Raw genomic sequence first — 20,968 nt, forward strand, 5'->3', positions numbered from 1 at the left:
GTTGCCATTCCGGCAACAAAACAACCCGGCCCTGCGGCACGTGACGCATGATCGGACCGAGGCCGTCGCTCGGCCGCCCGGACGGCGCCGATCTCCTGCCCGTCCGCAGACCAAGGACCTGGAGGATCGATGCCGTTCGACGCCGCGGAGTTCACGCACCGGCTGGTTCCCTCGCCGGCGGGCCGCATCCATCTGGTCGAGCAGGGCGAGGGCCCCCTGGTGCTGCTCGTGCACGGCTTCCCGGAATCCTGGTACTCCTGGCGCCACCAGCTCCCGGCGCTGGCCGCCGCCGGGTACCGCGCGGTCGCCGTCGACGTCCGCGGCTACGGCCGCTCGTCCAGGCCCAGGGACGTGTCCGCCTACCGCATGCAGGAGCTGGTGGCCGACCAGGCCGCCGTGGTGCACGCCCTGGGGGAAACCTTCGCCGTGATCGTCGGCCACGACTGGGGCGCGACCATCGCCGCGAACTGCGCACTCGCGCGGCCGGACGTCTTCCGGGCGGTCGGCCTGCTGAGCGTGCCGTACGCGCCGCGCGGCGGACCGCGGCCCAGCGAGGTCTTCGAACGGCTCGGCGGGGACGAGGACTTCTACGTCTCCTACTTCCAGCAGCCCGGCCGGGCCGAGGCCGAGATCGAGCCCGACGTGCGCGGCTGGCTCGCGGGCTTCTACGCCGCCTTCTCGGGCGACACCATGCCGGTGCCCGGTGCCCCCGACCCGCACTTCCTCGCCCGGGGCGGCACGCTGCGCGAACGCTTCCCCGCCGGCCCACCGCCCGCCTGGCTCACGGCGGCCGACCTCGACGTCTACACCGGGGAGTTCGAACGGACCGGCATGACTGGGGCACTGAACCGCTACCGGAACATGGACCGGGACTGGGAGGACCTCGCCGCCTTCGACGGCACCCCCATCACCCAGCCGTCCCTGTTCGCCGGCGGCACCCTGGACGCCTCCACGACCTGGCTGAGCGAGGCGATCGCCGCCTTCCCGGCCACCCTGCCCGGGCTGGCCTCCTCCCACCTCCTGGACGGCTGCGGCCACTGGATCCAGCAGGAACGCCCCGCCGAGATCAACGAGATCCTGACCCACTGGCTCGCCTCCCTGCCGGCGTGAACTCCTGGGAGGCGAAGACGGCGGGGCCGGCCGTGGCGTGGGCAAGGCCCCGTGTTCGGGGTCGTTGAACAGGAACGTGAAGCGGTTGATGGTTCGCCGACGAGTGGGCGGCCAGGGACGTGGTTACGGTGGAGGAGGAACGGTCGCACCGTTGCCCCGTGCACGATCCGGGCCCGGCGGAGGTGGATCATGGCGAACGAAACCCAGTACATCGAGGTCGCGGCTCCGGGTGGCGGAACGTTACTCGTCGAGGCCATCGACTTGGACGGCGGCAAGGGCGGCAAAGGCGGCGGGGAGGCGCTCGTCGCGGGCGGACTCCCGGACTTCGACGCGGTCATGGACACCGTGACGAAGCTCGCGAAATCCTTCCAGCACGCGCTGGAGCAGGCGAAGCCGAAGAAGGCGGCCGTCGAGTTCGGCGTCAAGGTGGCCGTCAAGGGTGGGGCGATGACCTCGCTGTTCGTCAACGCGGCCGGCGAGGCGGCGGTCAAGATCACCCTGGAATGGGGCGGCTGACCGCCGGGAGCGCCCGCCGTGGAAGCGCGGTACCGCAGCAAGAGTGACGAGCATCGCGGGGCCCTGCTGGCCGCGACGGTGCGCGTCTCCGCGCGCCGCAGCGACGGAACGGAGCAGAAGACCGGCACGGGCTTCTTCATCACCGACCGGTGGGTGCTGACCGCCGCACACGTCATCCCGCCGGGCACCGAGCCCCACGTGCTCTGGGAGGGCTGGGAGCTCCCCGCCGAGGTGCTCGAACAGAAGCCGGAGAACGTGACGTCCAACTACCAGACCCCCGACGTCGCGCTGCTCGGGGTGGGTGCGGACGGCCGGCCGGTGCCCGAGCACGGCTGCATCGAGCTGTTCGATCTGAAGGAGCCGGACCCCGGCGACGAGCTGTTCGCCTACGGCTGGCCGCTGATCGGGGACGGGCGGCCCATGCAGGACGGCATGGTGATGCAGTACGACAGCACGCGGAAGCCCGAGGGCGGCCCGCTGCTCTTCCTGACCAAGGGCCGCCAGGTGCAGCCGGGCGCCAGCGGGGCCGCGGTCATCCACCTGGACCGCGGCGTCGTGGTCGGCATCATCAAGCTCACCCGCGCCCGCGACTGGGACGGCGGCGCGGTCCTGCTGCCCACCAGGGCCGTCCTCGATGCCTTCCCCGACTACGAGCTCGCGGAGCGGAACCGCGCGGCCACGGAGTCGGTCAACAGCCGCGAGGCGCTGCGCCGGCGGTTCGGCCGCGTCCTCACCCGGATCACGGACGCGCTGGCCGCGGCGAAACCCGAGTGGCGCCAGAGCACGCTGGAGGTGCTGGAAGGCGTGTACCCGCCGGACGTCTCCGCCGAGGAGCTGGCCTTCAAATTCATGGACCTCTCGCTGGAGCAGCTCTGGGACCCGCTCCAGCACCTGGCCCGGATCAGGGCGAAGGACCTTCACCCCCGGCAACTCCTCCATTACACGGCCTGCTGCTCCTGGGTGCGGCAACGGCCGTGGGTCGAACCGCACGGTGCGGCCCTGCTCACCAAGGAGCGCGAAGCCGAGCAGCCGCAGATCGTCCACGTGCCCTGCACGAACCCGCTGACCGGGAAGATGTACGTCGGCCGCGCGGCTTCGCGGCGCGACTGGAAGGTCGTGATCCTCACCGTGCCCGACGGCGAGAGCGACCCCGACGCCGAGAGCGGCCCCGGCGGCACGGAGCTGCCGGCTCGGCTGCTGCACACGATCCGGGCGCAACTGCTCACCAATGTGACCCTCGTCGACACCGGGGACCGGGCTCAGGTGCAGGCGAAGTGGAAGCAGAAGCGCGACCGGGCCCTCGCCAAGGCCTACCAGCTCCTCCTGGTGCTGCCCGAGGGGACGGCCATCCAGGACGAGGGCCTGCTGCGCGGGCTGCGGCAGGAGTTCCCCGGCTGCATGTTCGCGATCTTCGCCCCGAGCCTGGCCGCCGGGCCGAGCGGATTCCCGGACCTGCTGCGCCTTCCCGCCTCGCTGCCGCCCGCGGACGAGGAGTACGCGGCGGACCTGTACGGCGACCTGAAGGACCAGCTCAGGAAGGCGACGTGAACATGACCGGCGAGCAGGACTACCGACGTGTCTTCGATCCGCCGATGCAACCCCCCGCCCCGGCGGCCGGCGAGCCGGCCGGCGAACGGATCGGTGCCCGGGTCGGCGACCGGACCATGGACCAGGTGTACGTCTACGACACGGACATCGTGCTCGCCGTGAACGTCGCGCTGGCGACCGGGCGCCCCCTGCTGGTCCGCGGGCTGCCCGGCACCGGGAAGTCCTCCCTGGCCCCGAACGTCGCCCGGCACCTGGGGCGACGCTTCTACCGCACGACCATCTCCTCCCGCACCCGGGCCAGGGACCTCCTGTGGACCGTCGACGAGGTGGCCCGGCTCTCCGACGCCGCGACCGGGCACGCCGGGCCCCGCCCGCACTACGTGGTGCCGGGTGTCCTCTGGTGGGCCTTCGAGCCGGACTCGGCCCGACGCCGGGGCCTCGGACCCACCGACGGCACCGGGCAGCGCCAGGACGGATCCGGGCCCGGGGCGCCCGCCGAGCTGCCGGATCCCAACGAGGGGACACCCGGCGCCGCCGAGGCCGTCGTCCTGCTGGACGAGATCGACAAGGCGGATCCGGACGTCCCCAACGACCTCCTGGAGCCGCTCGGCTCGTACTGCTTCAGCCGCGAGGACGGCCCGCTCGTCGAGGCGACGACGGCTCCGCTGGTCGTGCTCACCACCAACGAGGAACGCGACCTCCCCAAGGCCTTCCTGCGGCGCTGCGTCGTCCACGAGCTGAAGCAGCCCACCCCCGAGCGGCTCGACGACATCGCCCATGCGCACTTCCCGGACCGGCGCGCGGACGACGCGGGCCTCTTCGCGGACGTGCTGCTCTCCATGCCCGGCATCGGGGACGGCGGGCCCGCCCCGGGACAGGAGCTCCCGGTCAGCATCGCCGAGTACCTGGACGCCATCGCGGCGTCGATCGGCACCGGCATCCGGCCGGGAGACGAGCTCTGGGGGCGCGTCGTCGCCGCCATCACGCAGAAGCACTCCGGGTTGGACCAGCCATGACCGGGCCACCCGCCATCGATCGGCCCCGCACCCCGGCGCGGCGCCCGCCCAACGCGCTGGGAGACCTGGTGCGCGTCGCCGCCCAGCTGCGGCCCGGCGCACCGGGCGTCCTGGCCCGGGCCGCCGCGCTGCTGGGCCTCGCTCCCGAAGTCCCCGCGCCCGAACCATCCGAGTCCCGTCCTCCCCAGTCGCCCCTGCCCGAGCCGACGCCGGCGCAGGCGCCCGCCGGCCGCAGGTGGAGCGGGCGCGACACCGAGGCCGGCTCGGCGGTCCGGGTGGGCGGCGACGACCCGCGGCCGACCCGCTCGATCGCCGCCGAGCGGCTGCCCGCCTCGCCCCTGCCACCCCGGCAGATCCGGAAGTCGGTGACCGAGCTGCTCGCGGAGCCGCAGCGCGGTGGACCGCCGGCGCCGGCCCGGCTGGAGGCCGAGCTGTTCCGGGCCGAGCTGTTCCGGGCCGAGTTGTTCCGGGCCGAGTTGTTCCGGGCCGAGCTGTTCCGGGCCGATCACCAGCGGGCGATCATCGCCGAACTCGCCGCCGTCGAACGGCCCGGCGCGGAGATCGACATCCCGCGCGCCCTCGACCTCCTGATGAACCGTCGGCCGATCCCGGAGATCCCGTTCACCACGACCAGGACCACTCGGGCCGGCCTGGACCTGCTGCTGGACCTGGGCCCGTCGATGCAGCCGTTCCTCCGGGACCTTCGCCTGCTGGACGGACGGACCAGGCGGGTCGTCGGGGAGGACGACGTCACCGCGTGGCGGTTCTCCGGCACACCGAACACGGTGGTCGCGCTCCCTGACGGGGAGGACGAGGAGCCGTACCGGCCGCCGCAGTCCCCCCGCGCCGTACTCGTCGCGACCGACCTGGGGATCGCCACGGACAGCACGCCCGAGGCCTACGAAGAGTGGTCCGCCTTCGCCCGGACGGTGCACGCGGCGGGCTGCCCGCTGATCCTCCTGGTGCCCTATCCGCCCGACCGGCGGCCCGACTGGACCGCCCACCGGTTCGCCGTCGTCACCTGGGACCGGGCCACCGAGGTGGGCCGGGCCCGCAGGGCCGCCCACCGCGCGGCCGCACTGCTGCGGAGCCCCCGATGAGCACGGCCGCGCGGATCGCCCGGCTGCGCCGGACCAGCCCCGCCGCGGCCGACCTGGCCCTGACCTGCTCACTCGCCGTACGGGTGGAGCCGGCGCTGCTGCGCGCCCTGCGACTGCTGCTCCCCTGCGCCGGTGCGGACGCCGAAGCCGACCTGTACTTCAGCGACCTGGTGACCGCCCGGGACGTCACCGCGATCACGCTGGACCCGCCGGTGGCCCGCCTGCTGCGCCGCGAACTCGCGGCGCCCGCCCACGCCCGGCTGCTCGACGAGGCGTGGCAGCTCCTCCGCGCCGCCCACCGCGACGCGCACTGGTCGGTCCGGCTGGAGGAACGGCTGAACCACCTCGATGCCACCCGACCGCCCGACGCGCGAGAGCGGATCGAGGAGCTGGTGCTCGCCGGCCTGGCCGAACTGGCCCGGCCGACGACCCGGCCCCAGGACCGGAGGAACACCGCCCGCTGGCTGCTCGGCGCCCTCGCCCGGTTCCCCGCCGAGATCGCCGCGACACCGGCGTCCCGGGCCGCGCAGGTCGCCGCCGGGGCCCTGCTGGACGGCCGGGCCGGGGACGTCGGCGACCGCCTGACCCCGGAGGAGGGCGAGGCCTGGCTGCCCTGGCTGCTCGACACCCTGCCGACCACCGGTCTCTACGTCGAACTGCTCGACGGGGCGGTGGTGCTCGGCGCGACCGCCAGCGAGACCCGTCCGAACGCACTCCTGCTGGAGGGGGTGCCGCAGACCGACCCCCTGGTGGTCGAGGTGCGCTGGCAGGACGGCACGCGGGCCAGAACCGTCCGAGTGGGCGTCACCCCCGGTGACCCCGTGCGGGTGGAGACCGGGACCTCCGCCGTCACCCTGGCGTTCCTGTCGGGACTGGCGTACCGCCTCCAACCCACCTACCGGACGGGCGGGTTCGACGAACCGTGGCACGCGGCCGTCAAGGCACGACTGCGGCCCTGCCTCGCTCGGACGGCGGAGCTGGCGGATCTGCGCCTGGCGCTGATGGGAGCGCTCTTCGGACTGTCCTGGATCGTGGTGTGGGGGCCGCCCGGCTGCGGGAAGTCGACCGTGCTGGTCGCCGCCACCGACGAACTGCGCGCCCTGGGCATCGCGGTGATCGAGCACTTCTACGGCGCGGGGCCGGCGGAGCGCGACGAACCGGACCGCGTCGAGGCTTCGCTGCTGGCCCAACTCAGCGCGGAATACCCGGAGTTCGATGAAGTATTGGCCGCGGAACCGGAGTCAGGACCGCGCGACCTCGGCCGAGTCCTGCACGCCATGGCGCGCACGGGGGTGCTCTCCGCCCGCCCGCTGGTGGTCATGCTGGACGGCCTGGTGGAGGACGAGTACGGCCGGCTGGGCTTCGCGCCGCTGGGGCGCATACCCGAGCAACTCCCCGACGGCGTGCGCTGCCTGCTGGGGGTGCGGACCGCGAGCCGCTCCTGGACCCTTCCGAACGCCGGGCGAGGTTCCGAGGATGTCCGCCTCATCCCCATCGCCTTGGCCGGCGACCAGGAGGTCTGCCGGGCCATGCTCGCGCGCGACCGCGCCGAGGTCGACCGTGCGCTCGCCGTCCCGCACCGCGACAACAGACGCGAACTCATCGACCTGGTGGATGCCCTGCCGGGCCGGCTCGACCGGCTGCTCGGGTGGCTGCGGCGCCAACCCGCGGAATCGGTCGAGGTCGACGACATCCCACCCTCGCTGACCACGCGCTGGTCATCCCAATTCTCCTTCCTCACCACATACTTCAGCTTCGAACCGACACCGTGGCTGCTGCTGCTCGCGGCTGCCGACGGACGCAACACCTGGCTCGACTGCGCCCAGTCGTCCACCTTTCCCCAGGAACCGGATATGTGGGCGCACTTCAAGGGCGTGTGCACGGAAACCCACCTCGTCGAACCGTCGGCGTTCGACGGCCTCGTCCACCTCACCGACCCCTCGGTCGGGGAGCGGCTGCGGGAGCTCGACGCCGACGGCACCGGCGTGCGGGCCGCCCACACCCGCCTGGCCAACCTCGCCCCCGGGCCCCCGACGCCGCTCGCGGTCGAACTCGCCTCGCGGACGAGGCGGGCGGCGGCCGTCCACCACGCCCTGGAGGCCGACAGGCCCTTGACCGCCGTCAGCCTCTGCCTCGACCTCAGGTACCTGCGGGCCCGCTACGCCGACGATCCCACCGGCCTCGCGGCCGATCTCGCCGAGGCGGCCGACCGGACCGGCGATCCGGTCGTCGCCCACGTCCGCCAGGCCGTCCACGTACTGGCCGCGGCGCAGGTGCCGCCCGCCGCCTTCGCCGTGCGTCTGCACGACCGGCTGCACGCCCAGGCGACCCCGGCGGGATGGTTCGGTGAACTCTTCACGGAGAGCCTGGCGCGGGCGCCGCTCCGCGTCTCCCATGTCCTCACCGACCACCAGATGACTCGAGGATCCGCCCTGGCCCGGCACGAGGACGACCCCTACCTCGCCGGCGCCCTGCTGAGCGGCGGCATTCTCGTCCTGCTGGCCCCGACCACGGCGCAGCGCCTCGACTACCGGATCACTCAGGAGGTCCCCGGCGGCCCCTTGCGGGGGGCGGTGGCCGGCCCGGGCGATCGCATCGTCGCCTGGAGCGATCACGAGGTCATCGCGGTGGCCATCGACCAGCCCACGATGCTGAACGTCATCACCCTCGGACGGCTGGCGGTGAAGGTGGACTTCGCCGCCGCGACCACGGCCGGCGCGGTCCTGGCCGCCGCCGACGGCACGGTGCAGTACTTCCCGTCGACCGGGTCGGGGCGAAGCCGGCTGCTGACCGGCCACGGCGCGCGGATCACCGCCGCCGCGGGGCGCCTGGCGCTGCTCACCGCCGGCGAGGACGGCACCGTCCGGCTCTGGGACGCCGACCGCGACCGGGCACGCGTGTTCACGGACGGCCGGGGTGCCGTCCGCTGCGTCGAACTCCTGGACAACGGGCCCGGCTTCGTCACGGGTGGCGACGACGGGTGGGTCCGGTGGTGGGACCCGGGGGCTGCGGGGCGGTCTCCCATCGCCCGCCGGTCCGGTCACGAGGCGCCCGTCCTGGCCCTCACCGAACTGCGGGACGGACGGGTGGTCTCCGCCTCGGCCGACGGCACGCTGCGCGTCTGGGACCAGACGGGCGCCGACAGCCTGCTGCTCACCGGCCACGAGGATGCGGTGACGGGCTGCCGCCAGACGGCTTACGGAATCCTCTCCTGGAGCGCCGACGGCACGGTACGGCATTGGTCGCCGGACGGCGGTCCGGCGTGGGAAGTCGTCCGCGGCTTCCCCGGCGGGATCCGGTCGGTCAGCGTGGCGGGCGATGTGTACTACGCGGTGCTGTGCGGCGACGGCTCGGTCGAGCGCCGGGCCTTGTCGTCCGCCCCCGGGTCGTCCCGCGGCGGCCGCGGCTGCCTGGCCATCGCGGGAAACCGCGCGGTCACCGGGTTGGGCCCGGAGTTGGTGACCGTGAATCGGAACGGCATCGCCGAGGGGTTCGAGATGCCGGGGTACCGGCCGGTTGCGATGTCGGTCGCGACCGACGGACCGTGGGCCTCCGTGCTGGACTCCGACGGGCGCGTCCACATGGGCAGACCGGGACGCGAAAAGCCCACGAGTGAGACGGAGTGGGTGCGGGAAGTCGACCTGACGGGGGTGGAACGGCTCACCTGGCTGCCGAACGGGGTGCTCGCAACTTCGTCGGGCCGACAGCTGCGGCTGACCGGCGAGACGAGGGCCGAGGCGGAACTCCCGTCCCGCATCACGGCGCTCGCCCCCGTGGGCCGCATGGCCGCCGCCGGGACCGAGGCCGGCAACGTCCACCTGTTCTACGCCGGGACGGGCCGACCGGTCCGCGCCCTCCCGGGCGGCCCCGGCCGGGTCAACGCCATGACGACCGTCGGCGGCAACCGCGTGGCCACCGGCACCGCCGACGGGACGATCCGGCTCCTGCCCCTCGACTCCCCCACCGGGCCCACCGAGCAACTGCTCGGCCATACGGGCGCGGTCACCGCGCTCGCGGGCGTGGGCAGCCGGCTGGTCTCCGGGGGCGCGGACGGCCGGCTCCTGCTCTGGCACCCCGGGACGCCGGACCCGGTCCACACCGTCGTCCTCGACGGCGAGGTCACCGCGCTGGCGGCCGGGGACGGCTGGCTGGCCGCCCGCGACGACACCGGGAACCTGTGGCTGCTCGAACTGGACGAGCCCGGCTCCCTTCCGCCGGACAAGGTCGCCGAGCTCCGCCTCGCCGGCGGGCCCCCATACGAACCGGGCCTGCTCGAGCGGCTGGCGCCCGACCGGCACGTCGCGGCGGAGTTCCTCCTCGTCTCGCACACCGCGACCGAACTGTCCGCGGTCACCGCGCGAGCCGGCGACGCCGGCCTCCCGATCGACCTGTGGCTGGCCCCCGCGACCGCCGGAACACCGCAGCCGGCCGACCAGGATCCGGGCGGCCGGCTGCGGCTGCCGCTGTGGCTCCGGCCCGGCGAGGCGATCCGGCTCTGGGCGTTGTCCGCAACGGAACCGGCCACCCCGGTCGTGGTGGAGTGCCTGGTCTCATCGCCACAACTCGACGGTACTACAGCGGTTCTGACGTTCACTCAGACAAGCCCGACGCCCCTCATCGCCCCTTCCTGACGGACCGGCACCGGGGGGCCTCAGGCGGAGACCGTCCGGGTGGTCATGGCGGTGAGGAAACCCGCGCGGTGCTGGGACAGGTCGACGTCCGGGGTCGCCGACAGGACGGTCAGCCGCAGTGACGGTTCGGGTACCGGCAGTTGGCCCGGAAGCGCGTCGAGCCGGCCCGGTTCGGCGTAGGACAGCAGGAGCGTGGGGTCGGTCAGGCCGCGCAGGCTCAGGACGGCGTCGGCCTGGTCGGGGTCCGCGGGCTGCAGGAACCGGGTGGGGACCGGCCGGAAGCCCAGGCGTGCCTTGAAGCCGAACAGGCCCGGCTCGGTGATGTGTCCGTACAGGGTCGGATCGCTGCCCAGCGAGATCCACTCCCGGCCGCGCCCGCGTGCCTCGGCGGTCGCGGTCAGGTACAGCGCCCGGACCACCCGGCCCTGGCGCTCGGCCGCAGCCTGGGCGGTGAAGGCGATCCGGGTGATCGACAGTTCGGGCTGGTCCCAGCACAGGCAGGCGCCGAGGAGCTCACCGTCCGGGTCCCTGGCCGCCACCACGTAGTACAGGTCCGGGTCGGCGGCGATCTCCTCGCGCCAACTAGCGGCGTAGGAGCTGCCGTTGCGCATCCGCGCCACCTGGTCCTCGTACAGGGCCAGGAAGTCGTCGAACACCGCCGACGTCAGGGGCGCGTGCACGGTGATCCGCAGGGACCGCTTGGCGGTCTCCCGCAGCGCCCGGCGCACGTTGCTCCGCTCCCCGGAGGTCATGGCCGCGAGGAACGCCTCGTCGTCGGCCCGCACCGGGGCCAGCCAGTTGACCCAGCTCGGCGTGACGAGGAAGCCGGCGCGCTCCAGGTCGGCGTGGAGCGCCGCCGGAGGGTCGACGACCCGCAGGACGCCGGCGCCGTGCTCCTCCGACAGCGCGCGCAGCCCGGCGGGGCCACGGTCCAGCGCCTCCTCGGCGTGCAGCAGGGCGATCCGCAGGCCGTGGTCCTCGATCAGCTCCGGTGTCCTCATCGCCCGGCCGCCTCTCCGGGCACCGGGTGCGGTGGCGGGGTGCCGTCCGCGACCGCCAGCAGGTTCGCGACCGCCATGTCGGCCATCGTCCGCAGCGCCTGGTGGGTGTGGTAGGCGTTGTGCCCGGTGACCAGGAGCCGGTCCGGGACGAACTCCAGCAGCCCGAAGGGGTCCTCGCGCGGGTGCGGGGCCGGTTCGGCGTAGTACCCGTCGATCGCGGCCCCGGCGAGGTGCCCCTCTCGCAGCGCGGCGCCCAGTGCGGCCGGGTCCACCACGGCGGCGCGGGCGGTGTTCACCAGGAACCCGCCGTCGAGCGCCCGCAGGTGGTCGGCGCCGATCATCCCGTCGGTCCGGCCGGGCACCAGGTCGACGTGGAGCGACACCAGGTCGCTGGCCTCGAACAGCTCGATCAGCGACTCGGCGCGCTGGTACGGGAGTTCGGCGAGCTCCGGGCGGTCCGTCCGGTTCCAGTACCGGATCCGGGTGCCGAAGGCGGCACTGGCCATCCGCGCCAGCTCGCGCCCGATGTGGCCCATGCCGACGATGCCGAGGGTGGCATCGGTCAGCGACCGCGTCGGCTGCTCGTCCCACGCGCCCCGGGTCACCGCGGCGGCGCCCCGGGAGACCCCGCGGACCAGGTCGAGCAGCTGCGCGAGCGCGAACTCGGCGACCGCGACGGCGTTGGCGTGCGGCGTGTAGGTGAAGCGGGCCGCACCGGGCTCGTCGGGCAGCTCGACGAAGGAGCGGTACCCGGTCGCCAGGACGCAGACCACCGCCAGCGACGGCGCCTGCTCCCACACCCGCTTGGACAGCAGGGCGGTGCCGCCGTGGACCAGCCCCCAGGCGCCGTCCAGCTCCTCCAGCAGCCGGTCCTCGTCCGTGTCGCCGGCCAGCCGGGTGACGGCGAGGCCGCGGGCGCGCAGCCGCTCCTCGGCGTGTTCGGGGAACGCCCCGGTGATCACGACGCGCTGCTCAGGCATGGACGGTTTCCTTCCTGCTCAGGGCCACGAAGTCACGGCGGTGCCACAGCAGCGGCCCGGCGTCCGGCTGGGCCGCGAAGCCGGTCACCTCGCCGATCAGCAGGTGGTGGTCGCCCACCGGGATGCTGCCGGCGGTGCGGCAGCGGTAGGCGGCGTGCGCGTCGACCAGCCGGGGTGGCCCGTCGGCGGGCCACGGCACGAAGTCGTGCCCCTCGAACCGGTCGACGCCCTTGCGGGCGAAGGACTCGGCCGCCTCGCGCTGGTGCTCGCCCAGCACGTTGACGGTGAAGGCCTCGGACCCGAGCAACGCCACCAGGCAGCTCGACGTGTTGCCCACGCCGACCAGGAGGAGCGGAGGGGTCTGCGAGACCGACAGGGCGGACGTGGCCGTGAATCCCCAGCGGTTCCCGAGCGCGTCCTGGGTCGTGACCACGGTGAGCGCACCCGCGAGGTGGGACATCGCCTCGCGGAAGTCCTCCGGGGAGAGCGGCTGTTCGGCCGGCCGCGCCGAGCGGGGCCGGCGGCCCGGATCGGTGTGTGGCCAGGTGCTCATGCCTTCGCCTCCGATTCCATCAGGCTGTCCGTCAGGGTGTTCGCCGGGACCTTCGCCGGCCCGTCCGCCGGGCCCTGCCCCCGGCTCGCGATCGAGCGCTGCAGGCTGCGCGCGGTCAGCGGGACGAGGACCGCCCCGACCGCGGCGAGCAGCAGGGCCAGCCCGGCCACCAGGTGCTGCGGGCCGCTCCACGCGCCGACGGTGGAGATCAGCAGGCCGCCGATCGGGAAGGCGAGGACGCAGATCAGGAAGAACGGGCCCATCACCTTCCCGAGGTGCTCGCTCGGAATCACCTGGACCCGCTGCGTCCGGTTGAACGTGTTGTAGTACGCGACGCCCACCTCGACCGCCACGAACCCGATCGCGTAGACCGGGTACGAGTGGGCCAGGCCCAGCACGAGCAGCGAACAGCACGCGAGGACGAACCCGACCACGCCGACCACCTTCGGCGGGTACCGCTTCAGCAGCACCGGCGTCACCGCCAGGTTGAGCAGGCCCGCCAGCCCCGCGAAGACGTTGAGCATCGCGAACGCGGCCTGCGACCGCCCGAAGACGCCGGTGACGACGGCGGCGTTCGCGCCCATCGTGGTGGCGAGCGCCAGGTTCATCGTGAAGTTGACCACCGCGAGCAGGACGACCGGCCGGTTGCCGAGCAACAGCGTCCAGCCCAGCCGGAGTTCGGCCAGCGCGGAGCGCGCGTCGCCGCCGCCCGGCGCCGCCGCCGTCCGCGGCACGGAGAGCCAGCAGGCCGCGGCCACGGCGAACATGCCCGCGGCCAGGCCCAGCAGCCACACCTTGCCCAGCAGGACGACCGCCGCCATGGCGAGGCCCGGCCCCAGGGCGAGGGACAGCAGCTCCATGTTCTGCACCATGCCCTGCATCCGGGCCAGGGCCTCGCCCCGGCCCAGCTGCGGGACGACCTTCTCGATCGCCATGTGGATCGGGGCCACCAGCGTGGTCAGCAGCGCGCCGTTGACCATCAGGACCGGGATGGTCCAGCCCGGTTCGGCCAGGCACAGGGCGACCGTCGAGGCCAGCACCACGGCCCGGCCGGCGTTGGCGAACCGGAACAGGCGCGGGCCGCCGTCCCGGTCGGCGAGGATCCCGCCGAGCGGGTAGGCGACCAGGTAGGGCACCCACTCCAGGGCGTAGGCCAGCCCCAGCATCGACACCCGCCGGCTGTCCTGGTAGATGAGCAACGGCACCGCGAACAGCACCACCTGCTCCGCCATCAGGCCGAGGACGATCCCCGCGGCGAAGAGTCCGATCCGGGCCGACCGGGTCCGCGGCGGGTGCGCGCCACCCGTCACGGCGTGTCCGCTGCGGCGGCGGCCCGCTCCCGGGCCCGCACGAGGGGGAGCACGCGGGTGAAGAAGTGCTGCATCTCGTCCCTGGCCGGCCAGCCGGAGAAGATGAACTCGCTGACCCCGGCCGCCTTGTAGCGCATCAGGTAGTCCGCGACCTCGTCGTAGTCCCCGACGATGCACAGCGCCGGGCCGCCCCGGTAGGCGACCGCACCGGACCACAGCACCGGCGACATCCAGCCGTGGCCGGCCTCGTCGGCGAGCCGGAAAGAGTTCTTCACGGCCTGCGAGTCGGCCGCCGCCACGAACTGCGCGACCCACTCGCGGTGCGCCTCGTCCGCCCCGCCCATCACCTCGGCCAGGTCGGCCAGCGCCTCCTCGCGGGTGGGCCTGGCCAGGACCTGCATCCGCAGGCCGACCTTGCCGCCGCGGGCGAGCAGCGGCCCGACCTCCTCCGCGATCTTCTCCGGGGTGTCGGCGTACCGGAACCAGCAGTCCCCGTACTCGATGGAGGTGTCCTGGGCGATCTGCGAGGCACCGCTCACGTAGATCTTCGGCCGCCCGCCACCGTAGTGGGGCAGGCCCAGCTGCCCCTCCTCGATCCGGTAGTGCTCGCCCTTGAACGTGACCGGGTCCTCGTCGCGCCACAGCTCGTGCAGGACGTGCAGGAACTCGCGGGACCGCTCGTGCCGGCCGTCGTGGGCGACGAAGTCGCCGTAGTAGCCCTGCTCGACCGGGGAGATGCCGGAGATCATGTTCAGGGCGATCCGGCCCCCGGACATCCAGGAGAGGGTGTTGACGATCTGGACGAACAGCGTCGGCGAGACCAGCCCCGGCCGGTAGGCCAGGATGAACTTGACGTCCTTCGTCTCCCGGACCAGTGCGCCCAGCAGCGGGAGCGGGTCGGGCAGGTCGTAGCTCTGGGCCATGAGCAGCGACTCGACGCCCAGCTTGTCCGCCTCGCGCGCGAAGTCGATCGCGCCCTCCAGGTCCAGGACCCGGAAGTCGTAGCGCTCGGCCGACTTCTTCTGCCCGTCGTCGAGCGCCGATCCCCAGTGGAACCTCAGCTCGCCGGGGCGGGTGTCCTCGTTCGCGTTCACAGCGCCACCGGCTCACCGTCGAGGACCAGCGCCGCCTCGGCGGGCTCGACGTCCACGCGGTAGTGCGCGATCGCCTCGACCATCGCCGCGTTGACGGCCTTCTGGTCCGCCCCGCGCAGCAGGAAGCGGCCGCCGGCGTGATCGTAGCCACCGCTGCCGTCGAAGACGTGCCCCACCGCCGGGAGCGACTCGCCGTACACCTCGGGCACGGCGTCGACCAGCGACGCCCGGGAGACCACCCTGGCCGGCTGCGCCTGCGGCTCGGGGAACACCAGCCAGCCGCCGGAGGCGGCCTCGGCGGGCAGCACGTGCTCCGCGCTCAGCGGCTTCAGGCCGACGGTGGTGCGGAACGCCTCGCAGTACAGGTCGATCCCGTACAGGTCGCGGTGCAGGAACGGCACGCCGGCGCCGCCCGGCCGCAGGCCGACCTCCAGGAACACCGGCTGCCCCGCGGCGTCGGTGATCAGTTCGAGGTGGAAGGGCCCGGTCCACAGTTCGAGCGCGTCCAGGCAGTCGATCGCGAAGCCGGCCAGGTCGTCGCGCAGCGGCCCCGGGTCGAGCAGGGCCGAGCCGAGCGGCGTGCCGTGCACGAAGTCGAGGCAGGTGTTCAGGTACTGCGACACGGTGACGCAGTGGTACTGCCCCTGGATCCTGATCCCGTCCACGTGGAAGATCGGGCCCTCGACGTACTCCTCGACCTCGTAGCCGTCGGTGGCGGACTCCCCCGCGACGTCCGCCAGCGCCGCCACCAGCTCGGCCTCGGTGCGGACCAGCCGGACGCCGCGCGAGGCGGCCCCGTCCTTCGGCTTGAGGATCAGCGGCAGCGGGATGGCTTCGAGGACCTGCTCGGCAGTGGTGTCCGCGGTGACGCGCAGGAACCGCGGTGCGCGCACGCCGGCCGCCGCGACCCACTCCTTCATCACGGTCTTGTCGCGGAAGCGCTGCACGTACGTCGTGCCCCAGCCCGGGACCTCCAGCGCCTCGCGGAGCTGGGCGGCGACCTCCAGGTCGAACTCGGAGAGCCCCACCACGCCGGCCAGTGGGCCGTACTGCTCGACGATGCGCCGGGCCTCCGGCAGCAGGGTCTCCAGGCGCAGGTCCGGGACCACGACGGTCGCCACGGCGCCCTCGCGGTCCAGCGGGTCGAGGGCGTCGGCGGTGGCCAGGTAGGCCAGCCGGAAGCAGCCCTCCGGCAGGAACCGGTGGTACTCGCCGAACTCGTCGTCGAACCGGTTGATGACCAGGAGCAGCGGTTCCTGGCCCGGGATCGGCGGGGCGGGCGGCTCGCTCGGGGACTGATCAGGCAACTGGCAGGACAAAGGTGACTCCAAGTGTGATGCGACGGCCCAGGTCGAGGGCGTCTTGGTACGAGTCGGCGGTGTAGAGGACGTGGCCGACGCGGCTGCGGTAGTCCTGGTCCCCCGGCAGCGGGGCGTCCGCGTCGAAGGTGAGCTCGGACTCCAGCACGCCGGGCAGCGCGGCGATCCGGTCCATCCCCTCGACCGTCCGGCGGCCGCTCTCCCCGGGGGCCGTGAGGAAGCGGATCCCGGCGTACTTGGCGCGCGGCGCACGGGTCGGGAGCGCTTCGACGGCCAGCCCGGTGAAGGCCGCGACGGCCAGCTCCGGGAGGCGGACCCCGGTGGCGGCCTCGACGAGGTCCGGGATGCGGTCGCCGCCGAGGCGGGCGGCCAGCTCGATCAGCACCGGTTCGTCCGCGACGAGCCGCAGCTCGCAGTGGAACGGTCCGACCGTGACCCGCAGCGCGGCGACGACCTCGCGGACGTAGTCCTCGACAGCCCGTGCGGTCGCCGGCGGCAGGTCCGCCCGGACCACGTGCCCGATCTCGACGAAGGACGGTTCGGGGCCCAGCACCTTGTGCGTGACCGCGACGACGACGATCCGCCCGTCGGCGTCCACGCACCCCTCCACCGACAGTTCGGGACCGTCGAGGTACTCCTCGACGAGGGCCCGGCCGTCGGTCCGCCGGCCCATGTCCGGCCGGCCGTCCGCGGCCAGCTCCCGGTAGGCCGCCAGCAGTTGGCCGACGTCGTCGGCGCGGCTGACGTGCACGCTGCCCGCCGAGTCCACCGGCTTGAGGACGCACGGGAAGCCCACCCGGGCGGCGGCCTGCGCCAGCTCCGCCTCCGCGGTCACCTCCGCGAAGCGCGGCACCCGCAGCCCCGCGGCGGCCGTCGCGGCCCGCATCACCGCCTTGTCCCGGACGCACTCGACGGTGTCGGCCGGCAGGCCGCGCAGCCCCAACCGCGCCGCGAGCCGGGCGGCGACCGGGACGTAGAACTCGAAGCCCGCGAGGACCCCGGCGAACGGGGCGACCCCGTGCGCCGAGGCCACCGCGCGGAACAGCGCCTCCTCGTCGTTGGTGTCGACGACGAGGACTTCACCGGCCTCCTGACGCACCCGGTCGGGCAGCGTGCGGTCGTCCGCGTCGTAGGAGGCCACCACGGTCTCGAATCCGAGACCCCTGGCCGCTCCCACCAACGCGGTACCCGACGACGCCGGTTCGATGATGAGAACGCGGCCGGGCCCGACCGGGGATTCGCGACGGGTGCTCACGTCAGACCCCGGCCGGCTGCGCCTCGCGGGCGCCGACGGTGCTCGCGTAGAGCTCGGCGAAGTAGTCGCCGATCAGGTCGATGAAGGTGGTCAGGTAGGCCTCGGCCTGCTCCGGGGTGCTGAACTTCTCCACGGCGCGCGAGACGGTGCGGAACATCAGGTCGTCGTGGTCGTGCGACTCGTCGAAGGCGATGTGCGCGCGGGTGCCGTAGACGAAGTCGGCACCGAACTCGGCCGCGGCCTTCTCGGTGATGACCGGGTTGTAGCGGTCCGAGTACCACTCGACGAACCAGTCCCAGATGGTGGTGGGAGCCGGGCCGGAACGGTCGGCCTCCAGGCGCAGGTAGCCCATGAGCATCGCGGTCGAGGTGAACACCGGCGTGGCGTCGAGCTGCTCGATCGACATGCCGAAGCGCTCGAGGTCACGGGTGAACATGTGCTCGTGCCCGTACTCCTCGGCGAGGTAGCGCGCCAGCTTCGCGGCGAGCACGTCGTCCTGCGAGCCGACGCGGTACAGCGCGTAGGCGTCGACCTCGTTGTTGAGACGGATGCGCAGCACCGTCTCGGCGATGTGCCGGATGTAGTAGTCGCGGTCGATCCACTCGCCCTTGTGCAGCTCGCGCAGCTTCGGGACGCGCTGGAACTGCTTCTCCATCAGCTGCGCGGCGAGCGCCTCGAACGAGGCACGGTCAAGCTTGGACATGGCGGGAAAACTGCCTTCCTTTGGACGTCATGACGTGTTGTGTGAGACCTCGGCCACAGGCTCGCGGCTCCCCGTGGCCCGGGCGGCGGACGATCAGGGACCCCACTGGGAGTCGCTCGGAACGTTGCCCGCCGGCCCCGCCGCAGCGGCAGACCGGAACCAGTCGTCGGCCGACGCCCCCTCGGCCGCCAGAATTGTGAGCACCACACAGCTCGCGACAACGGTCGCGAAGCGAAGAAGGCGATTAGCCGACTGACGCACGTTCCAGCTCCCTCAACACCCCGTTTAGGCCGACGGACGAAGATCCATTGGCGATGTCCTGATCCTGACACGCAGATCCGATCGAACGCATGATCAGTTAGCCTTCACACTTGTGAACCGCTCATTTGTGCAGCGCTGCGCTGATTGCCCGGACCCAGGCAATTCCCCCGATACCCCCACGCCTGCACTGTGCGAGCGGGCACTGAACGCGTACGCCGCGGTTCTCCGGGAGCCCCGTTTCCCGCGGTCCGAGACCCCGGACTGCCTGGTGGAGCTCGGTCTGACGCCGCCGCTGCCCGACGCTCCCGACTTCGTCTACGCCCTCTCCCCCGGCACCGCGTCGGGGTTCGCGGTCTGCCGGATGGAGGAGCGCGTCGCCGAGTACCAGGCGGCCATCCGCAGCACCCAGGCGGCCTTCTCCGCGCTGGAGTCGGTCCACGCCGAGTCCACGAAGCGCGGCGGCGCCGGCTACTCGCTGATCCGGGGCAGCGACACCATCAGCGACGTCCTGAGCACCTCGGTCGCCGCCTGCCGCTCCGAACTCCTCACCACCCAGCCCGGGACGAGCCGGCCGGCCGAACTGCTGGCCCGGGCCCTGGAGTCCGAGATCCCCCGGCTGCGCCAGGGGATCCGGCAGCGGACCATCTACCAGCACAAGATCCGCTTCGACGCCCCGACCATGGAGTACATCGCCCGGATCACCGAGGCCGGCGGCCAGGTGCGGACCACCAGCGAGCTCTTCGACCGGCTGATCATCATCGACCGCGAGACCGCCTTCATCCCCGTCGACGACGAGCGCGAGGCCGCCGCGCTGCAGATCCACCACCCCGGGATCGTCAGGTACCTCGGCAAGATCTTCGACCACATCTGGGGGCGCGCGATCGACGTGAGCGGCGCCAGCACCAAGCACGCCCCGCAGATGTCCGACACCCAGCGGGCGATCCTCCACCACCTGGTGTCCGGCCAGACCGACGAGTGGATCGCCCGCCGCGTCGGCCTGAGCCGCCGCAGCATCGCCGAGCACGTCCGCAGGATCTCGGAGCAGCTCGGCAGTTCGAGCCGGGCCCAGCTCGGCTACCTCATCGCCCTGAACGGCGTGCTCTGGGGTGCCGAGGGAACCGTGAACCCGTCGGTCACCGACGTGTCGCCGGAGCAGGACCGGGGGGCAAATCCGGAAAAAGCGTGAGCAGTGGCGGGATCGGAATCGGGACTTCCGGTATTTCGGGCTCCGGCGATATCGCGCCGTCGCATTCCGGTGATGTGCGGCCGGTCGGCCCTCGACTTGATGACCCCCGGCTTGACGAAAGAAAACTTCCCGGAATTTTTTATAGGGAGTTCACAATCGCGAGCCGGAGGGCGGCCGTGGCCAGGCTCGACGAGCACCCGGCTTGACGAGCACCCGGGCGGCGACCACGGGCGGCGCGTCGCCGTGCGGCGGCGCGGCCGGCGCGGTTGTCTTTCGGGATGCGGATCACGGACCAGGGGCGACGGGCGGCCGGGCGGTGGGCGCTCCTGCTCGCCGCCGGCGGCGGACTGGCGACCGGCGGGTGGCTGACGGCGGACGGGATGAAGCAGGCGCAGCCGCCGGCCGCCGAAGACCGGTCCGCCGCCGAAGCACTCGGCCCGGCCACGCCGACGCGGATCCGGATCCCCCGGATCGGAGTGGACGCGCCGCTCTCGGCCATCGGGCGAGACGACCGCGGCCACCTGGCGACTCCCTCCGAGACCGACCGGAACCTGGCCGGCTGGTACCACGACGGCGTCTCCCCCGGCCAGGTCGGCACGGCCGTCGTCCTCGGGCACGCCGACACCCCGCAGGGCCCCGCGGTGTTCCGGCGGCTCGGGTCGCTGCGCCGGGGCGACCTGATCGACATCACCCGGTCCGACCGGCACACCGCCCGGTTCGCGGTCGACGCCGTCGAGGCCGACGCGAAGACCGCCTACCCGGACGAGCGCGTGTACGGCTCCGGGGCCGACCCGCAGCTACGGCTGGTCACGTGCGACGGCGGCCCCGCCGAGGCCTCCGGCGACGCCGGCGCCCTCGTGGTCTACGCCCACCTGGCCGTGACGGACTGACCCGCCGTCACCCGCCCCGTCACGCGCAGCACCTCACATCGCCGCGTCATGGGCGTGGCCGGCCCGCCACGTGGCCTTCTTGGACCGGTTCCCGCACGTGCCCATCGCGCACCACCGGCGGCTGCCCGGCCGGGAGGTGTCCAGGAACCACGCGGCGCAGTCCGGGTTGGCGCACGCGCGCACCCGCTCCACCAGGGGTGACGTCGCCAGGTCGAGGGCGTCCCGCGCGACGTCGGCGAGGACGGCGCCCACCGGATCGGCGGCCCCGTACGTCACCGCCCCGCTCGCGTCGAGCGCCGGTACGGGCGTCAGCGCCGCCGCGGCCCGGTTGAGCAACTCGCGGACGACGGGCGGGCACGCGGCGGGTCCACCCGCTTCGCGCGCCACCGCCAGCAGCGCGTGGACGGCCTCCCGGACGTCCCGGCTTCATGATCACGGGCAGCGGCCGCCGCATCACCATCGGCCGCTACTCCTGGCACCGCGCGCTGCGCATCA

Annotated in this window: 17 protein-coding genes and 1 pseudogene; 8 read left to right on the forward strand and 10 right to left on the reverse strand. The window is 73.3% G+C overall.

The annotated features are described in order from the left end of the window. Positions 1-129: 129 nt before the first annotated feature. From AB0O00_RS11315 to AB0O00_RS11340, 6 genes are all read left to right on the forward strand, one after another. Positions 130-1,110, forward strand: coding sequence for an alpha/beta hydrolase (locus AB0O00_RS11315; protein WP_363650492.1), 981 nt, complete (start codon positions 130-132; stop codon positions 1,108-1,110). Positions 1,111-1,299: 189 nt separating this feature from the next. Then, positions 1,300-1,626, forward strand: a complete 327-nt coding sequence (locus AB0O00_RS11320; RefSeq protein WP_363650494.1) for a CU044_2847 family protein — start codon at positions 1,300-1,302, stop codon at positions 1,624-1,626. 18 nt (positions 1,627-1,644) lie between these two features. Next, on the forward strand, positions 1,645-3,174 hold the full coding sequence (locus tag AB0O00_RS11325; protein WP_363650496.1) for a serine protease: 1,530 nt from the start codon (positions 1,645-1,647) through the stop codon (positions 3,172-3,174). A 2-nt stretch (positions 3,175-3,176) separates the two neighbouring features. Then, positions 3,177-4,190, forward strand: a complete 1,014-nt coding sequence (locus AB0O00_RS11330; RefSeq protein WP_363650498.1) for a MoxR family ATPase — start codon at positions 3,177-3,179, stop codon at positions 4,188-4,190. Continuing rightward, on the forward strand, positions 4,187-5,290 hold the full coding sequence (locus AB0O00_RS11335) for a hypothetical protein (RefSeq protein ID WP_363650500.1): 1,104 nt from the start codon (positions 4,187-4,189) through the stop codon (positions 5,288-5,290). Before AB0O00_RS11330 ends, AB0O00_RS11335 begins: the two co-directional genes overlap by 4 nt. After that, entirely contained in the window at positions 5,287-9,921 is a 4,635-nt protein-coding gene (locus AB0O00_RS11340) for a hypothetical protein (protein WP_363650502.1), read from the forward strand. Before AB0O00_RS11335 ends, AB0O00_RS11340 begins: the two co-directional genes overlap by 4 nt. Positions 9,922-9,941: 20 nt before the next feature. Here the strand turns inward: AB0O00_RS11340 and AB0O00_RS11345 are convergent, their stop codons facing one another. The 8 genes from AB0O00_RS11345 to AB0O00_RS11380 form a co-directional block, all read right to left on the reverse strand. Then, complete coding sequence (locus tag AB0O00_RS11345) at positions 9,942-10,922, reverse strand: GNAT family N-acetyltransferase (protein ID WP_363650503.1); 981 nt, start codon at positions 10,920-10,922, stop codon at positions 9,942-9,944. Next, on the reverse strand, positions 10,919-11,902 hold the full coding sequence (locus tag AB0O00_RS11350) for a D-isomer specific 2-hydroxyacid dehydrogenase family protein (protein WP_363650505.1): 984 nt from the start codon (positions 11,900-11,902) through the stop codon (positions 10,919-10,921). Before AB0O00_RS11350 ends, AB0O00_RS11345 begins: the two co-directional genes overlap by 4 nt. Next, complete coding sequence (locus AB0O00_RS11355; protein WP_363650507.1) at positions 11,895-12,455, reverse strand: flavin reductase family protein; 561 nt, start codon at positions 12,453-12,455, stop codon at positions 11,895-11,897. Before AB0O00_RS11355 ends, AB0O00_RS11350 begins: the two co-directional genes overlap by 8 nt. After that, positions 12,452-13,765 (reverse strand): MFS transporter, encoded by a 1,314-nt coding sequence (locus AB0O00_RS11360; RefSeq protein ID WP_363650509.1) that lies wholly within the window; start codon positions 13,763-13,765, stop codon positions 12,452-12,454. Before AB0O00_RS11360 ends, AB0O00_RS11355 begins: the two co-directional genes overlap by 4 nt. Continuing rightward, positions 13,762-14,859: an LLM class flavin-dependent oxidoreductase gene (locus AB0O00_RS11365; RefSeq protein ID WP_363650512.1), complete on the reverse strand. Its 1,098-nt coding sequence runs from the start codon at positions 14,857-14,859 to the stop codon at positions 13,762-13,764. The genes AB0O00_RS11360 and AB0O00_RS11365 overlap by 4 nt, the downstream gene beginning before the upstream one ends. Continuing rightward, positions 14,856-16,166, reverse strand: coding sequence for an ATP-grasp domain-containing protein (locus tag AB0O00_RS11370; RefSeq protein ID WP_363650513.1), 1,311 nt, complete (start codon positions 16,164-16,166; stop codon positions 14,856-14,858). The genes AB0O00_RS11365 and AB0O00_RS11370 overlap by 4 nt, the downstream gene beginning before the upstream one ends. After that, complete coding sequence (locus AB0O00_RS11375) at positions 16,159-17,355, reverse strand: ATP-grasp domain-containing protein (protein WP_363650515.1); 1,197 nt, start codon at positions 17,353-17,355, stop codon at positions 16,159-16,161. Before AB0O00_RS11375 ends, AB0O00_RS11370 begins: the two co-directional genes overlap by 8 nt. 79 nt (positions 17,356-17,434) lie before the next feature. Next, positions 17,435-18,136, reverse strand: a complete 702-nt coding sequence (locus AB0O00_RS11380; RefSeq protein WP_363650517.1) for a hypothetical protein — start codon at positions 18,134-18,136, stop codon at positions 17,435-17,437. Positions 18,137-18,665: 529 nt separating this feature from the next. Between AB0O00_RS11380 and AB0O00_RS11385 the strand changes: the two genes are divergently transcribed. Continuing rightward, positions 18,666-19,583 carry a LuxR C-terminal-related transcriptional regulator gene (locus AB0O00_RS11385; protein ID WP_363650519.1) on the forward strand — a complete coding sequence of 306 codons (918 nt, stop codon included), beginning with the start codon at positions 18,666-18,668 and terminating at the stop codon, positions 19,581-19,583. A 278-nt stretch (positions 19,584-19,861) separates the two neighbouring features. Beyond that, a complete protein-coding gene (locus AB0O00_RS11390) occupies positions 19,862-20,473 on the forward strand; it encodes a class F sortase (RefSeq protein WP_363650521.1) in 612 nt (203 codons plus the stop codon). A gap of 33 nt (positions 20,474-20,506) precedes the next feature. On the opposite strand, the gene AB0O00_RS11395 is transcribed toward AB0O00_RS11390, so the two are convergent. Both AB0O00_RS11395 and AB0O00_RS11400 read right to left on the reverse strand, forming a co-directional pair. After that, positions 20,507-20,665, reverse strand: a complete 159-nt coding sequence (locus AB0O00_RS11395; protein ID WP_363650523.1) for a CGNR zinc finger domain-containing protein — start codon at positions 20,663-20,665, stop codon at positions 20,507-20,509. A 15-nt stretch (positions 20,666-20,680) separates the two neighbouring features. Then, positions 20,681-20,884, reverse strand: a pseudogene (locus tag AB0O00_RS11400) (hypothetical protein); the annotation flags it as partial. Positions 20,885-20,968: the final 84 nt, after the last annotated feature.

The sequence above is a fragment of the Kitasatospora sp. NPDC093558 genome, assembly GCF_040683475.1.
GTDB lineage: Bacteria > Actinomycetota > Actinomycetes > Streptomycetales > Streptomycetaceae > Kitasatospora.